This is a genomic window from Ruegeria sp. CDSB136, from assembly GCF_059610965.1.
The window spans coordinates 1-12,714 of record NZ_JBXWOP010000041.1; the positions used below are offsets into that span (position 1 = coordinate 1).

Consider the following 12,714-nt stretch of genomic DNA (forward strand, 5'->3'; position numbering starts at 1 on the left):
ACAAGAAAGGCACTCGCGCTCAGTTCGGTACGCCTCTCTCTGCGCCAGCAACACGTTGTTTTTCAACAATATCGGCGGAAACCAGTCGTTCGCTGCTGATGCGAACGGAATTATTAACCGTCGCGAAAGCGGACATACGTCAATCGACTACCACTAGGTGAAGTTTCCGGCTCTCGAAGTATGGGCCGCTACGACCTACTCATTTAACTGGCTTGTCAGTTGGTAATAGTTTTTGTCGGGCGTTCACCCCGTCAAAATGTTCTTGGAAACCTTTAAACCTGTTATGTTTATAGAGCCGATGATGCGGCCATGCCGACTAAAAAACTCTCTACTTCTGAGCGAGCCATTTCGGGTTCTTCTGACCTTATCGCATCTGCGATCTTTGAAAGACGGTCATGAAAATGCTTGCGTACAAGATTTGCAACGGGCGCCTGATCTGTGCCGCCGTCAAACTTGTTAGCGCGGCGCGCAGAGACAATCTGGTCAAAAGTCCAACACAGAAATCCGTTGCCAGCTTCGACGTAGTAGAGCCTAGCGAAACCGTAGATTTCCTCTTTGAACTGCAGCCATGTAGGGGCAACGAGGATCCGTTCCAGAGCATCATCCAGATCATTCAAGAAGCTGGCAGTTGGAGCTTCTGCCGCCCGAGCTGCGACCGATGGCTCGATCAACAGTCGGGCTTCAAGCGTTTCGTGGAAGTCATGTGACCGCTCGAGCGACATATCAACGGACGCTTCGTCCAATTCAATGATCTGCGCTGCTCGTTCAGACAAATAGGTACCACTGCCTATCTTGCGTTCCACCAGACCATCACGTTGAAGAACCAAAAGCGCATCCCTTATCTGAGTGCGTGAGGCGTTCATAGATTCGGCAAGCTTGCGTTCGTTCGGAATTCGGTGCCCCGGCTGGATTTCACCTGACCGAAGCAGATCTCGGATCTCCTGATAAACACGGTCAGTGGCTCGGTTTTTCATATCGGCGTCCAAGTTGCTCAAGTGGTCAACCATTCGCATAGTCGGGACGAAATGCCAAGTTCTCATGACTGAAATGCCAAAATTCACTGAATTAAGTTGACAATTGGTCGCGTTGTTAGCCTAATTGGTTGACCGCTTCCAAAAAAATAGAGATTCGGTTGACCAATGCCCCTTAGGGGCAGCTATCAACAGGAGGAAACGATGACCATTCAGCGCCGCGAAAATTACTTTCGCGCTACCCTTCTGACCGCCGGCTCAATTCTGGCGTTCGGCCTATCTGCTTCAGATGCCCTTGCGGAATTTTCTTGGGACCAACTCTCGGGCCAATCCGTCACTGTAATGATGCCTGAACATCCGGTGACCGATGGGGTGCGCGCAGTTATGGATCAGTTCGAAGCCGACACCGGTATCGAAGTAAATCTGCAGACAATGGCTGAAGACCTGTATTTCGACCGGATGGAGGTTGCCCTTAGGGGAACGGGTGGTAATTCGCAGATGGACGTCTATTTTCTGCCGATGGATTCCACAGCATATACGCAGCATACAAACGGATTAGTTCATTCGCTCCAGGGTTTCATCGACAATCCCGACTTAACTGCGCCCGACTACAACTTGGCAGACATTCCTGCAGGTTTCATGGATTCCACCAAATACGACATTGACGGATCATGGGAGTATCACGGTATCCCGGCATCGTTTGAGACTTACATCCTGTTCGCAAACATGGACCATGTCGATCAATACCTGGGTGGCCAAATGCCGGCCACAATGGAAGAGCTGATCGCAGCTGCGCAGAAAGTCAAAGAAGATAGCGACGGTGCAGTTGCTGGTGCGGTGTTGCGAGGAATTCGGTCAGATACGTTGATCGACACAATCACTGGCTTCGTAAACAACTCGGTCGGGCCGGCCGATCGATCTGCTCCATACAACGTCTGGTTCGAGGGGGGATGGGACAACCCGAAAATGGATAATCCCGATATCGTGCGTGGCCTGGCCAATTATGCTGAGTTGATGAAGGCTGGCCCTGTCAACATTCAGGCGATGGACTGGCCCGACGCCTCGCAATTCTTCCAGGCTGGAGGTGCTGCATTCTTTATTGATGCCAGTTTGTTTGCCCCAGGCTTCGAGAACGCGGATGAAAGCCCGATTGCGGGCAAGATCGGCTATTCCGTGATCCCCGTCGATAATGCTGGGGGCGATCCTTATACAGCGCATTGGCAATGGGGCTATGGCATTCCGCAGAACGCTACCAATCCCGAGGCTGGCTGGCTGTTCATTCAATACATGTCGAACGCGGACAACGCGACAACTATTGGTAAATTCCATGGCGGAGCACCACGACTGTCAACTTGGGAAGATGCCGACTATGCAGCGAGCTTCCCGCAGGGATATGTCGATGCAGTGGCCGCAGCCATGCCAAACTCGCAAACTTCGGTGGTCCAGCGCGCGGGTTGGAGCGAATTCGCGCTTCGCATCGTCGATGTCATTCAGGAGATCTATGGCGGTGCCGACCCAACTGAGTCTGGCGCCGCGGCGCAGGCCGACTTCAAGAAGCTGGCTGCCAACTGAGCCATATACAACTCTGGGCCACAATCCTTTGCGGCCCAGAGCAACGCCTCACAACATCAAAACAACTTTTCTGATAGCAAGGTGACATGACCTCTTTGCTCAAACCCTTAGGCAGTGCATCCGCATTCTGGTTCATCCTGCCGTGTGTTTTGGTGCTTGCGATGACCTCGCTTTACCCGATTGGATTCGGGATGGTGGTGTCGCTGACCAACTGGAATTGGGGCAACCAGTTTGACTATGTCGGCATGTCTAATTTCACCGCTCTTCTTTCTGACAGCGAGTTCTGGACGGTTATGCGAAACACTGTGGTTTTCGCGACATTTGCAACAACGGTCGAAGTCGCTCTGGGTTTGTATCTGGCGGTTCAGGTGGATAAATTATCCATAAGAACTGATCTGATCCGTGCGTTAATTATGTTGCCGCTTATGGTCTCGGGCATTGTTGTGGCCCTGATGTCGAAGGTGATGTTCGACCCGTTTCTTGGAATCGTGAACCATCTTATTGGTGCTGTCGGTCTTGGGCCTTCTGCGTTTTACGGCTCTGCTGCAACGGCCATGCCGTCAATAATCGCGGTGGACGTCTGGTGGCAAACCGCTTTTGTTTTCATCATCTTGCTTGCTGGCCTTCGCGGGTTGCCCGTTGACCCGATTGAAGCTGCGCGCGTTGAAGGCGCAAATGAGTTCACAATCTTCTGGCGGATCAAGCTACCAATGCTTCGGTCACTTTTGATAACCGTGGTCATCATTCGCGCGATAGATACGCTGAAGATCTTTGACATCGTCTTCGGTACAACCGGCGGCGGCCCGGGAATGGCGACCGAGGTTGTGCAGACATTTGTCTACCGAACAGCCTTTAGCTATCAGCAAATTGGCAAAGCGATGGCGACGATCATATTGTTCTCGTTGCTAATCCTCTTCATTGCACTGGCTCTTCAGATGCTGCAACAGCGCATGGAGGAAAGGGGATGAGCGTTACCACACACCTGCCGCAAAAGTCCCGTCTTACGGAGCGTTTGTCGACATGGTGGGCATACGTCTTCACCGGCGCGATGGTATTGTTCAGCCTATTCCCAGTGTATTGGGTACTTGCGACTTCTCTCAAATCCAAAAAGGACGGGTTGGCCAACCCGCCCCTTTGGATATTTGATCCGACGACCGCGAACTATCTGAAACTTTGGACGCACGATACGTTCAAGTACACCTTCCTAAATTCCGTGATCGTGACAATCATTGGTGTCGCGCTGTCACTGGCGATTGCAATCCCGACTGCCTACGCACTTGTTCGGATGAAAATTCGGGGTCGGAACATCGTCGGCGTTTGGTTGATCCTCGCCTATATGCTGCCCGAGTTCCTATTCGTGCTTCCGATGTTCTCGCTTTATCAGTGGACGGGTCTTTATGACACGCATATCGGCCTGGCGTTGATGTATCAGGTACATGTGCTGCCATTGTCCATTTGGCTGCTGAGTTCCTTCTTTCGGGAAATCAATCCCGCGATTGATGAAGCTGCCCGAATAGAAGGGGCGAGCAATTTTCAAATCCTGACAAAAATCTACATTCCTTGCACTTTGCCGGGGATGGTAGCGACAGCGATCCTGAATGCCATCTGGATCTGGAACGAGCTCGCAATTGCTTTGGGTCTCACATTTTCGAAGGCACAAACGGTCACGTTGGGCGTGACCAGTTTTCGCGGTTATGCCGCGCTGGATTGGGGGGCAATGACGGCGGCGTCGATCATCGCGATTATCCCCATGCTGATCTTTGCCATCGTCGCTCAAAAACACATCGTCAAAGGGTTGACCCTTGGCGCAGTCAAGGGTTGAGAATATGCCATTCAAAGAAGCCGATATTGATCAGTTTCCTACAGTTTTCGGACGTAACCTGTTGGCAGAGATTCCAAATTTTGTGCGTCCGAAAATGTTGATCGTAACGATGGAGGATCTGTGGCCCATCTTCGGTCCGGCCTTGCCACAGGATGCCCAAGTCTACTTTGTCGAGTCTATGGAACGCTCGCGGCTTGAGAGCGATCTCGCCATGTTCTCGGATGTTGCATCGATCGTCGGGCTCGGCGGGGGACAGGCTATAGATGCCGCCAAATACTTTGCCTGGCGCCTAAACCTACCGCTGTTCCAGTTTCCCACGTCCCTGTCTGTTGACGCCGTATTCGGCCACCGCGCTGGCGTGCGAGAGAACAGCGTCGTCAAATATGTAGGTTGGGCTGTGCCGGAAACAGTCTACATCGATCTGGATATTATTAAGGATGCACCCCGCGCATTGAATATCGGCGGTGTGGGCGACGTGTTCTGTTTCATAACCGGGGTCATGGACTGGCGCTTCGCTCATGCCCATGGGAAGTGCGAGAAGCGTTGGCCGTATGACGAAAGCTTAGCACAGATTTCATTGTCCAAGGCCGAAGCTGCGTTGGCCGAGTTAAATGAGATTAAGGAGCTCAGCCCGCGTGGAATTGAGATCATGGTCGATGCCCTGAAATGGGGTGGTGCATCGTATCATGGGGCCGGCTGGAATCCACGTCACATCGAAGGTGTTGAACATTATATCTTTTATGCGCTCGAAGCTGGGACTGGTAAAAAGTTTCTGCATGGACAGGCGGTATGTCTGGGCCTTGCGATTGGCGCAATGATGCACGCAAACCGCGCTGACGAGCTGTTGAAAGCGGTTGTTTCACTCGGGGTCGATATCCGACCTTCAGCGTTAGGTGTCACTTGGGATGATGTTTTTGATGCGATGCGGGGTCTTATGGGTTTCGTGGACCGTGAAAACCTCGCCTTCGGCATCGCAAACGAGTTCGTCGTCACGGACAGTTTTTTGACAGAGGCGCGGGAAAAGATTGAGGAGGCGTATTCAATATGAGCTCCGAACCAAGAACCAAATCACTTTACTCACCACCACCCGAGACCCAACTGGAGGCGCTGGGATTGAAGCTTCCGCAAGTTCCTGATGCCGTTGGAAATTTCGATCTTGGATCGGTCGACGGAACAACGCTTTATCTTTCCGGTCAAGGTCCACTTTTGGAGAATGGGCAATTGGCCCAAGGCAAAGTTGGTCTCGACGTGAGTGTTGTAGAAGCTCGTCATCACGCGATGCGGACCGGCTTGGTCCTGATCAGCGCGATGAAAGAGATACTGGGTTCGCTCGAGCATGTCGCGCAAATCCGTAAAGTGTTTGGAATGGTTAACAGCGTCCCTGAATTTGCAGACCACCCCGAAGTGATCAACGGATGCTCCGACCTTTTCTGTGACGTTTTCGGGTCGCGTGGGCGGCATTCGCGTGCGGCTGTTGGTATGGGATCGCTGCCGGGGAATATTACCGTTGAGATCGATGCCATAATTTCGATTTCTCCTGATTGGATATCACAGAGATGAGTGAAGTTAGATTTGTGGACGCGTCAAAACGCTATGGCGATGTCGAGGTGATCAAGGGCCTCAACCTGCATGTGCACGAGGGCGAGTTCATGGTGCTTGTCGGCCCATCGGGATGTGCAAAGTCCACCACTCTTAGAATGATCGCTGGGCTAGAGAGTATTTCCTCGGGTGACTTGATGATCGGGAACCAACGCGCGAACAATCTGACACCGGCCGAACGAAACATCTCGATGGTGTTTCAATCCTACGCCCTGTTTCCAAACATGTCGGTTAGGGAAAACCTGTCATTTGGACTGAAGCTTCGCAAAACTGATCAGGCCACCGTAGATTCGGAGGTGGATCGCGTAGCTCAGATGTTGGGCCTTGGCGAGTTGCTTGATCGCAAGCCTCGCCAGCTGTCGGGCGGACAGGCTCAACGGGTCGCCCTTGGACGCGCAATGATCCGCGAACCGTCTGCGTTTCTTTTTGACGAACCATTGTCCAATCTGGATGCTGAATTGCGGGTGCAGATGCGCGGAGAGATTTCTCAGATGCAAAAGGAGCTTGGAACAACAACGGTTTACGTCACGCACGATCAAGTCGAGGCGATGACCATGGGACATCGGATCGCAGTTATGAACAGAGGGCGGGTCATGCAGGTTGGCACTCCGATCGAGCTATATGAAAGCCCGTCAAACACCTTTGTAGCGGGGTTCATTGGCAGCCCCCGAATGAACCTTGTCACTGCTGACACGCTTCTTGCAGGGGCGGAAACAGTGGATAGTCGAATTGCGCCGCGTTCAGGATCACTGCTGGGAATCCGCCCAGAGCACGTAACAATCGATGAGAGTGAAGGGTTTGGGATCGGGTCGGCATGTGTGGATCGCATGGAGGATCTGGGCCACGAGGCACTTATACATCTGACTACAGCACACGGCACCGTTCTGACTGCGCGCGCCGGGGGCGAGATACGCGGTCGTGTAGCACCGGGCCAGGGCGTAACATTGGGAATTCGCCCGGAGCACCTGCACGTTTTTAACGCTGACGGTGGGGAGCGGTTGCAATGACTAACGACCCTTTTGAACGATGGGGTTTGACGCCGGTGATCAATGCGGCGGGGACCATGACAAGCATCGGCGCGTCCCGCGTTGCACCATCCACCCGTGCACTTGTAGACAAGGTTTTGGCGTCCTTTGTAGATATGGACGAGCTGCAAGCGCGCGCATGCTCGGTCATTTCCCGCCTCACCGGCGCTGAGGCCGGCTGTGTCACGGCCTGCTCGGCTGCGGCTCTGACCCAAACTGTCGCCGCTTGTTTGACCGGAATCGATCTAGCGCGCATTGAAATGCTGCCGCAGACGGACTGCGAGCGCCGTGTTCTGCTGCCGATGGGGCATATGATCAACTACGGCGCGCCAGTGGATCAGGCTATTCGCTTGGCCGGCGCTGATGTTGTTCCGATTGGAACTGCAGCCGCATGTGAAGAATGGCATCTGCGCGCTGCGCTTCAGGTGGGCGCAACTGCGGCTATGTATGTGGTGTCACACCACACGGTGCAAGAGAACGAACTGCCAATGGACCTATTCATTGCCTGCTGCCGAGAATTCGACGTTCCGGTCATTGTCGACATGGCATCGGAATACGATCTTAGGGGGCCCATTGAGATGGGGGCATCCGCAGTCATCTACTCCGGCCATAAGTTTTTGGGTGGCGTCACAAGCGGGATTGTTGCCGGAGATTCTAATCTAATACGGGCCACGTACCTGCAACACTATGGTATTGGGCGCACGATGAAAGCTGGGAAAGAAAGCGTGGTCGGCGCAATGGCGGCTTTGGAGCTGTGGCAAAAACGCGATCACGACACGGCGAAATCCTATGAAGAAGCAATCGTTGACGGTTGGATCAGGGACCTGTCGGGTGTTCCCGGGTTTTCCTTGGATCGGCACGCGGACTGGACCGGAAACCCGATCACACGCCTGCAAATAACCGTTAACCCCAAAGTGGCAGGCTTTAATGCGTGGGAACTGGCGGATCGGCTCTCGGCCAGAACCCCACGTATTATCGTTCGCGATGATCTTATTGAGTGGCAGGAAATTTATTTGGATCCCTGCAACCTGACGCCGGAGGAGGCAGAATTGGTTTCCGATGCCATCACAGAGGAAGCGGCGCGATATCGATCCGAATGCAATGGGCTGCAACAGAGCTGGAGTGATGTCAAACGCGCAAGAGCAACTTCGGCGTTGAGCTGGACGGGAGAAGGCAATGCTTCTTGAGGGGCGCCGTATTCTTGTGACCGGCGCAGCGCGGGGCATTGGTCTTGCGGTCGCACGGGCCTGCCTAAAGCAAGGTGGCGATGTGCTGATGACGGATAAGGACTGCACCGCCCTAGATCAGGCGGCAATGGGCTTAAAAGAGTACTCCGACCGATTGCGCCATTGTGCATTGGACGTTAGCGATCCAGTGAGCATTGAGACCGCGCTGTCCGATATCAGCGATTGGCCCGCACTGGATGGTCTGATCAATAATGCCGCTGTGCTCGATATTGGTGATGCAGGGGCGGTCACCGACGACCGCTTTGCCCAAGTTCTGGACACGAACTTGACTGGGGCACTGCGCGTTACCCGAGCGGCCTTGCCCAAGCTCGGCAATTCCGCCACCCCGGCAATTGTCAACACATTGTCCACTCAAGCATTCTTTGGGGTGCCCAGATCGGCGGCATATGCGACCGCAAAAGGTGGCTTATTAATGTTAACTCGATCCATGGCAGTGGATTTTGGCTCACAGGGAATTCGGGTCAACGCTGTGGCTCCTGGTTTCATCAACACTCGCATGGCTTTGACCGAGGAAGGTCTGCATGAACACGAGGCAGATGACTTCAAGAGCCACTATATCGCGGAAGGTCGAATACCACTACGACGTCCGGGTACGCCCGAAGATTGCACGGGTGCTTATGTCTATCTCTTGTCTGACCTTTCCAGATACGTCACCGGTCAGGTGATCTGCGTCGACGGTGGTCTGAGTGCGACTTACTGATGGCTTCTAACCCGGATATCCGTCAGCCCAGCAAGGTAAATACCGTCCTAGGCGAAGGCGTGCGTTACGACAAGGCCAGCGACTCGATACTGTGGCTGGATATTCCAGAAAGCCAAGCGTGGCGCTTATTTTCAGACGGTTACGAAGAAGAGTTGAATTTGGGTCAAAACGCTGCCTTTGCCTGCCTAACGCAAAGTGGAAGTATCCTGGCGGGGGGAGCAGACGGTTTGTTCGTAGACAGTGTTCCACTGGTCCAGAACTGGCTTGGGGTCGACGAAGTTCTGAATGACGGAGCAGTGCATCCCTCGGGCAAGTTTTTGATTTTCGGAAGCCGCGACCGCGACGAAGAAAAACCAAATGGCCGCATGTGGGTTTTGGGCCGTGAATTGGTCGAACTCTCCTGGTCATTTACGGTGTTTAACGGCCCAGCGTTCAGCCCCTGTGGAAAATTCATCTACTTTGCGGATTCCCCTGAACGTATTATCTATTCCGCCCCGTTTGATCCGATTTCGGGAGAAGTGGGTGAGCGCAGAGTTTTCGCCGAATTGCCCGAGGCTCAGGGTTATCCAGATGGCATGATCTGCGACGACGAAGGCGGGCTTTGGTCCGCGCATTGGGACGGCGGTTGTATCACCCGGTATCTGACAGACGGTTCCGTTGATCGCCGTATTTTGATGCCTGCACAAAGGATAACCTCTGTTGCGTTTCGTGGCAGTACGGTTTTTGCAGCGAGTGCGCGTTTGGACGCCTCCGATGACTTGCCTGAGGATCAAGGAGGTAACCTGTTCGTTTTCGATGCAGGACACAGCGGCCCTTCTGCGCCTCGTTTGAAGCAGCACGATTTTCTCAGCTTTTCCGAAATTTTGAAACGATGAATCAGCTTACAAATCATACATTGCTCTGTCGGCAGGAGGCGCCTGATCCCCTAAACCCGGTGGTCGCCAACACGAAAGGCACGAGGGTCAAAGCGAGAGCGGAGAATGTGATCACGTTGACTGAGGATAAACCGAACCTGGTGATCAGTTTGCCAACCGGCAGTGCTCCAGAACTGTTTTTTTCTTGCTTGAGTGTTTCACGGATTTTGGGAAAGGCCGGTTTCTCCGAGACCCACATTGTTGCGGTCGATGAATGTCTTGGTGCTTCGCCAAACGTGTCTAGGTCGGAAAAGTACGATGGCCTAGGGGCATCGATACATTGTTCTGACCCGACGCTTTGGCCGGTTGCGGCATTTCGAGACCTCGCTCCAGTCACCATCGAATTGTTGGTCCCGAATATCTCATCACACAAACCAAGGATGAAGTAGTAAATGGCAAATCTACAGTGTTCTCACGCTCACAGCGCATTGAACTATGGCTTTCCCACCGTTTTTGGAAGGGGTTTGTTGGGTGAATTTCGGAATTTCGTTAATCCTCCTTTCCTGGTCGTCACGATGCAAGACCTTTGGCCGATCTTTGGTCATCACTTCGAAGGAGCGGATTGCAAGACCTATTTCTGTGGCTCAATAGAACGCAGCGACCTTGAGCAGGATGTAACTAAACTCGGTGAAATTCGAGCCATCGTTGGCCTCGGGGGCGGGCAGGCGTTGGATGTCGCAAAATACTTCTCCTGGCGCTTGAATCTTCCCTTTTTCCAGGCGCCGACGGCGCTCTCGGTCAATGCAGTTTACGGCCAACGGTCTGGGATCAGGATTGATGGTAAAGTGGTTTATCAGGGGTGGGCCGTACCCGAAGCCATCTACATCGACTACGATGTTCTCGCAGCCTGCCCACCAGCGCTTAACTGGTCCGGGATCGGGGATATACTATGTTTTCACACAGGTGTTCTTGATTGGCGCTATGCCGAAAGGGAAGGGCAGATCGAGGACAAGTGGCGCTTTGACGAAGGATTGGCTCAGCAGTCGCTTTCGAAAGTAAGGACAATCGTCGAGAACATCGACAATATTCGCGACATGAATGACCGCGGGATTGAGGCTCTGGTCGACGGTCTGAAATGGGGAACCACTTACCATGGCGCAGGTTGGTGTCCAAGACACATTGAAGGAACGGATCACTTCCTGTTCTACACCTTGGAAAAAATGACTGGCAAAAAATTCCTACACGGCCAGCCTGTTGGGTTGGGCGTATTGGTCGGATCGATGCTTCACGAAGATGGTGCGGATGAGATGCTGGACACCATTTCGAGCATCGGGCTGGATATCAGGCCAGAAGCGATGGGGCTTAGTTGGGATCAATTCGAAGAGGGGCTTCGGTCGATGCGCGCTTATGTGAATGAAGTCGGCCTTTGGCATTCGATCGCCCACGACGCGCCGATATCGGATGGCTTTATTGCAGACCTTAGAAAGCGCCTGGATACTGCTTACAAATACAAGTCGATCTAATGCGATGGCAACTTTGGATGAAATCAGAGGTCGCAAAAATGTTCGCGTTGCCTCGATTGGTGAATGCATGGTCGAGTTTTCAAGTATTAATTTGTCTAAAAACTCAGCTTCCATCGCCGTTGCCGGCGACACCCTTAACACTGCTATCTATCTCGCTCGTTCAGTCTGCCGAGGTGACATAGCCGTGAGTTTTTTGACATGTCTAGGATGTGATCCGCTTTCGCAAAAGATGATTGAAGCAATTGCGAGCGAAGGCATCGACTGTAGCCTAATTGGAAGTATCAAGAGTCGATATCCTGGGCTTTACGCTGTCAATACAGACGATCATGGCGAACGCTCTTTCGCTTATTGGCGATCCGAATCCGCTGCGCGACAGCTGTTTCAACAAGATCGACCAAATCTGCGTGATCTCGAGCGCTTTGACGTTGTCTATCTCAGCGGCATTACTCTTGCCATTCTTGAAAAAAATCAGAGAGAACGACTTATCGAGACATGTGAGGAGTTGCGAGGCAGAGGCACGGTCATTGCGTTCGACACCAACTACAGATCAGTGCTTTGGGGCACAGTAGCTGAGGCGCAAAGCCACTATGACGCTATGTTTTCGACTACGGATGTGGCCTTTCCTTCGGTGGATGACATCAATGATATCTATGGAAAGGTTTCAAAATCCCAAGCCTTGGACAGCCTTCATTCCAGAGGCATTCAGGAAATTGTTCTGCGAGATGGCGCGAACGGAACCACTGTTCGCAGCGACGGAGAGGGAGATACCTCGCTTGAGCCTGATCCTGTCGATGTTGTCGACACTACCGCAGCTGGGGACGCATTTAACGGAGCATACCTCGCTGCTCGACTTCTGGGCAGTGAAATAACTGCCGCGCTAAAGGATGCTCAAGATCTTGTGTATCAAGTCCTTAGTTTTAAAGGCGCGGTTGTTCCTAAATCCAAATTTGATGATTGGTGATTCTAGTGTCCTATAGATGTGGTCTTATCGCATTTTCGGCATAAACGCCTTTCGTCTTGAGCAATTCTGACTTGGCGAGAATTACAGTGCTACCTTGAAGTGTCCGAAATGGTTTAAGTTTGGTGACCTATCGCTGCATAAATGAATGCTCGCTTTGCTCGAATTGTAGAGAACAGTAGTGCCCAGTCTTTTGCGCTCTGAGTGAATTCCTTTTGCAGTTAACTTTACAGGTGTAGGGAATGGAAGCTTCAATGGGCAGCAATGCGGCGGCTGGATGTGGTAAGCAACTGCGGGTAATGGGTAAATTTTGCTTAGTTTCCGAATAATCGTTTGCAACTTTGGCGAACCAAGACTGCCGATTAGAACCCACATTCCCCAAGTAAGTCGCTGTTTCCGCTGTCGTGATCGTGTTATTTCCGATATAAATCATGGTGTTGGTG

13 protein-coding genes are annotated in these 12,714 nt (G+C 52.6%); 11 read left to right on the forward strand and 2 right to left on the reverse strand.

All coding sequences use genetic code 11. The features are described 5' to 3' along the window. Positions 1–287: 287 nt before the first annotated feature. Positions 288–974: a FadR/GntR family transcriptional regulator gene (locus AC2FIR_RS23550; RefSeq protein WP_496747871.1), complete on the reverse strand. Its 687-nt coding sequence runs from the start codon at positions 972–974 to the stop codon at positions 288–290. Positions 975–1,175: 201 nt separating this feature from the next. Here AC2FIR_RS23550 and AC2FIR_RS23555 point away from each other — a divergent pair, with 201 nt between their 5' ends. The 11 genes from AC2FIR_RS23555 (at position 1,176) to AC2FIR_RS23605 (ending at position 12,274) form a co-directional block, all read left to right on the forward strand. After that, entirely contained in the window at positions 1,176–2,543 is a 1,368-nt protein-coding gene (locus AC2FIR_RS23555; RefSeq protein WP_496747868.1) for an ABC transporter substrate-binding protein, read from the forward strand. Between the two features lie 86 nt (positions 2,544–2,629). Beyond that, on the forward strand, positions 2,630–3,511 hold the full coding sequence (locus tag AC2FIR_RS23560; protein ID WP_496747867.1) for a carbohydrate ABC transporter permease: 882 nt from the start codon (positions 2,630–2,632) through the stop codon (positions 3,509–3,511). Continuing rightward, the gene (locus tag AC2FIR_RS23565; protein ID WP_496747866.1) at positions 3,508–4,365 is read left to right on the forward strand and encodes a carbohydrate ABC transporter permease; all 858 of its coding nucleotides are present in this window, start codon (positions 3,508–3,510) and stop codon (positions 4,363–4,365) included. Before AC2FIR_RS23560 ends, AC2FIR_RS23565 begins: the two co-directional genes overlap by 4 nt. Beyond that, on the forward strand, positions 4,346–5,413 hold the full coding sequence (locus AC2FIR_RS23570) for an iron-containing alcohol dehydrogenase (RefSeq protein WP_496763397.1): 1,068 nt from the start codon (positions 4,346–4,348) through the stop codon (positions 5,411–5,413). The genes AC2FIR_RS23565 and AC2FIR_RS23570 overlap by 20 nt, the downstream gene beginning before the upstream one ends. Further along, entirely contained in the window at positions 5,410–5,925 is a 516-nt protein-coding gene (locus tag AC2FIR_RS23575; protein ID WP_496747863.1) for a RidA family protein, read from the forward strand. The genes AC2FIR_RS23570 and AC2FIR_RS23575 overlap by 4 nt, the downstream gene beginning before the upstream one ends. After that, positions 5,922–6,971, forward strand: a complete 1,050-nt coding sequence (locus AC2FIR_RS23580) for an ABC transporter ATP-binding protein (RefSeq protein WP_496747861.1) — start codon at positions 5,922–5,924, stop codon at positions 6,969–6,971. The genes AC2FIR_RS23575 and AC2FIR_RS23580 overlap by 4 nt, the downstream gene beginning before the upstream one ends. Next, positions 6,968–8,176, forward strand: a complete 1,209-nt coding sequence (locus tag AC2FIR_RS23585) for an aminotransferase class V-fold PLP-dependent enzyme (RefSeq protein ID WP_496747859.1) — start codon at positions 6,968–6,970, stop codon at positions 8,174–8,176. Before AC2FIR_RS23580 ends, AC2FIR_RS23585 begins: the two co-directional genes overlap by 4 nt. Continuing rightward, on the forward strand, positions 8,166–8,936 hold the full coding sequence (locus AC2FIR_RS23590) for an SDR family NAD(P)-dependent oxidoreductase (RefSeq protein ID WP_496747858.1): 771 nt from the start codon (positions 8,166–8,168) through the stop codon (positions 8,934–8,936). Before AC2FIR_RS23585 ends, AC2FIR_RS23590 begins: the two co-directional genes overlap by 11 nt. Beyond that, positions 8,936–9,811 carry an SMP-30/gluconolactonase/LRE family protein gene (locus AC2FIR_RS23595; RefSeq protein ID WP_496747856.1) on the forward strand — a complete coding sequence of 292 codons (876 nt, stop codon included), beginning with the start codon at positions 8,936–8,938 and terminating at the stop codon, positions 9,809–9,811. Before AC2FIR_RS23590 ends, AC2FIR_RS23595 begins: the two co-directional genes overlap by 1 nt. 431 nt (positions 9,812–10,242) lie before the next feature. Further along, on the forward strand, positions 10,243–11,313 hold the full coding sequence (locus tag AC2FIR_RS23600; RefSeq protein WP_496763400.1) for an iron-containing alcohol dehydrogenase: 1,071 nt from the start codon (positions 10,243–10,245) through the stop codon (positions 11,311–11,313). A gap of 4 nt (positions 11,314–11,317) precedes the next feature. Continuing rightward, positions 11,318–12,274 (forward strand): sugar kinase, encoded by a 957-nt coding sequence (locus AC2FIR_RS23605; protein ID WP_496747854.1) that lies wholly within the window; start codon positions 11,318–11,320, stop codon positions 12,272–12,274. Positions 12,275–12,401: 127 nt separating this feature from the next. On the opposite strand, the gene AC2FIR_RS23610 is transcribed toward AC2FIR_RS23605, so the two are convergent. Next, a partial coding sequence (locus tag AC2FIR_RS23610; protein ID WP_496763403.1) for a hypothetical protein occupies positions 12,402–12,714 on the reverse strand: 313 nt, incomplete at its 5' end.

What these genes read in the sequence shown, in the direction of transcription:
- AC2FIR_RS23550 (WP_496747871.1), bottom strand. Translation starts at nt 974, where the DNA reads ATGAAAAACCGAGCCACTGACCGTGTTTATCAGGAGATCCGAGATCTG.
- AC2FIR_RS23555 (WP_496747868.1), top strand. Translation starts at nt 1,176, where the DNA reads ATGACCATTCAGCGCCGCGAAAATTACTTTCGCGCTACCCTTCTGACC.
- AC2FIR_RS23560 (WP_496747867.1), top strand. Translation starts at nt 2,630, where the DNA reads ATGACCTCTTTGCTCAAACCCTTAGGCAGTGCATCCGCATTCTGGTTC.
- AC2FIR_RS23565 (WP_496747866.1), top strand. Translation starts at nt 3,508, where the DNA reads ATGAGCGTTACCACACACCTGCCGCAAAAGTCCCGTCTTACGGAGCGT.
- AC2FIR_RS23575 (WP_496747863.1), top strand. Translation starts at nt 5,410, where the DNA reads ATGAGCTCCGAACCAAGAACCAAATCACTTTACTCACCACCACCCGAG.
- AC2FIR_RS23580 (WP_496747861.1), top strand. Translation starts at nt 5,922, where the DNA reads ATGAGTGAAGTTAGATTTGTGGACGCGTCAAAACGCTATGGCGATGTC.
- AC2FIR_RS23585 (WP_496747859.1), top strand. Translation starts at nt 6,968, where the DNA reads ATGACTAACGACCCTTTTGAACGATGGGGTTTGACGCCGGTGATCAAT.
- AC2FIR_RS23590 (WP_496747858.1), top strand. Translation starts at nt 8,166, where the DNA reads ATGCTTCTTGAGGGGCGCCGTATTCTTGTGACCGGCGCAGCGCGGGGC.
- AC2FIR_RS23595 (WP_496747856.1), top strand. Translation starts at nt 8,936, where the DNA reads ATGGCTTCTAACCCGGATATCCGTCAGCCCAGCAAGGTAAATACCGTC.
- AC2FIR_RS23600 (WP_496763400.1), top strand. Translation starts at nt 10,243, where the DNA reads ATGGCAAATCTACAGTGTTCTCACGCTCACAGCGCATTGAACTATGGC.
- AC2FIR_RS23605 (WP_496747854.1), top strand. Translation starts at nt 11,318, where the DNA reads ATGGCAACTTTGGATGAAATCAGAGGTCGCAAAAATGTTCGCGTTGCC.